Genomic DNA, 2,321 nt, shown 5'->3' on the forward strand with positions numbered 1-2,321 from the left:
TGGGAGCGGTAGTCGTCCAGCTTGGCTTTTTCCTTGTCCACCACGGCTTGGGGGGCCTTGTCGACAAACTTGGGGTTCTTCAGCTTGCCTTCTGCGCGGCCCACTTCCTTGCGCAGCTTGTCGGTCTCTTTGGACAAGCGTTCGATCTCCGCTTCCTTGTCGATCAGCCCGGCCATGGGTACCAAAATCTCCATGTCGCCTACCAACGCGGTGGCGGAGGCAGGGGCGGAGTCTTCCGCTGCCAGCCAGGTAATGGATTCCAGTTTGGCCAGTTTACTCAGGAAGACGCGGTTGGCGTCCAGCAGGGCCTGGTCGGAGTCTTTGCCGTTATGCAGATAAATTGGCAACGCCTTGCCTAGCGGGATGCCCATCTCGCCGCGGATGTTGCGCACTGCAGTGATAACGGCCTTGACCCATTCCGCGCCGGTTTCCGCCTCTTCATCAATCTTGCTGGCGTCGCTGGCCGGGAAGGCTTGCAGCATGAGGGTGTTCCCGCTCTTGCCAGCCATGGGGCCAATCTTCTGCCAGATTTCTTCAGTGATGAAAGGCATGAAAGGATGGGCCAGGCGCAGAATGGCTTCCAGCACCGTGACCAGAGTGCGGCGGGTACCACGTTTCTGGGCAGCGGAGTACTCGTCACCCCAGAGCACTGGCTTGGAAAGCTCCAGATACCAGTCACAGTATTCATTCCAGATGAATTCATAGGCGGCATGGCTGGCCACGTCGAAACGGAAGTTGTCCAGTGCGTCGCTGACTTCCTGCTCGGCCCGTTGCAGGGTCGAGATAATCCAGCGGTCCGCCAGGGACAGCTCAATGTCGCTGTCAGCAGCGACGCCACAATCTTCCCCTTCGGTGTTCATCATCACATAGCGGGCGGCGTTCCAGATCTTGTTGCAGAAGTTCCGGTAGCCCTCGATGCGGCCCATGTCCCACTTGATGTCGCGGCCGGTGGAGGCCAGTGACAGGAAGGTAAAACGCAGGGCATCGGTGCCGTAGGCATTGATGCCGTCGGGGAAATCCTTGTGGGTGCGCTTGGTGATCTGCTTTTCCTTCTGCGGCTGCATCAGCCCCTTGGTGCGCTTTTCTACCAGTTCTTCCAGCTTGATGCCGTCGATCATGTCCAGCGGGTCGAGCACGTTGCCCTTGGACTTGGACATTTTCTGCCCGTCGTTGTCACGCACCAGGCCGTGTACATAGACCTTCTTGAAGGGCACCTCGCCGGTGAACTTCAGGGTCATCATGATCATCCGGGCCACCCAGAAGAAAATGATGTCGAAGCCGGTGACCAGCACATCGGTGGGGTGGAAGGTGCGCAGCATTTCCTCGTCGTCCGGCCAGCCCAGGGTGGAGAAGGTCCACAGGGCGGAGCTGAACCAGGTGTCGAGCACGTCGTCGTCCTGGCTCAGGGGGATGTCGCCCAGGTTGTTGTCGGCACGGACTTCTTCTTCCGTACGGCCCACATAGACATTGCCGTCAGCGTCGTACCAGGCCGGGATGCGGTGGCCCCACCACAGCTGGCGGGAAATACACCAGTCCTGCAGGTCACGCATCCACGAGAAGTACATATTTTCGTAGTTCTTGGGCACAAACTGGATGTCGCCGTTTTCCACCGCAGCGATGGCAGGCTTGGCCAGCTCTTCCACGGCCACGAACCACTGGTCGGTGAGGTAGGGTTCGATGACAACGCCGGAGCGGTCGCCACGGGGCACCTGCAGGGTGTGGTCAGCGACTTTTTCCAGCAGGCCCAGGGCGTCCAGATCGTCGACCACCTTCTTGCGTGCATCCACACGGTCCATGCCGCGATAGGCTTCCGGCACTTCGTCATTCAGCGCTGCATCAATGGTCAAGATGTTGATCATCGGCAGGTCGTGACGCTTGCCCACTTCATAGTCGTTGAAGTCATGGGCCGGGGTGATCTTCACACAGCCTGAGCCGAAGTCCGGGTCCACGTAATCGTCGGCGATGATGGGGATGTCGCGATCAGCCAGTGGCAGGCGAATGGTCTTGCCGATCATGTCCTTGTAGCGCGGGTCTTCCGGGTGCACGGCCACGGCGGTATCGCCGAGCATGGTCTCCGGGCGGGTGGTGGCGACCACCAGGTGGCCGGAGCCATCAGACAGCGGATAGCGGAAGTGCCACATGTGGCCCTGTTCTTCCACGTTCTCCACTTCCAGGTCGGAGATGGCGGTGTGCAGGGCAGGATCCCAGTTGACCAGCCGCTTGCCGCGGTAGATCAGGCCTTCCTTGTGCAGGCGCACAAAGACTTCGCGCACGGCGTTGGAGAGGCCGTCGTCCATGGTGAAGCGCTCGCGGGTCCAGTC

Annotated in this window: 1 protein-coding gene; it reads right to left on the reverse strand. The window is 60.1% G+C overall.

Annotated elements, in window-relative coordinates:
* Positions 1-2,321, reverse strand: a 2,321-nt coding sequence (locus tag A3730_RS21835; RefSeq protein ID WP_063538926.1) for a valine--tRNA ligase, incomplete at both ends; no start/stop codon positions are given.

The sequence above is a fragment of the Alcanivorax sp. HI0044 genome, assembly GCF_001634945.1.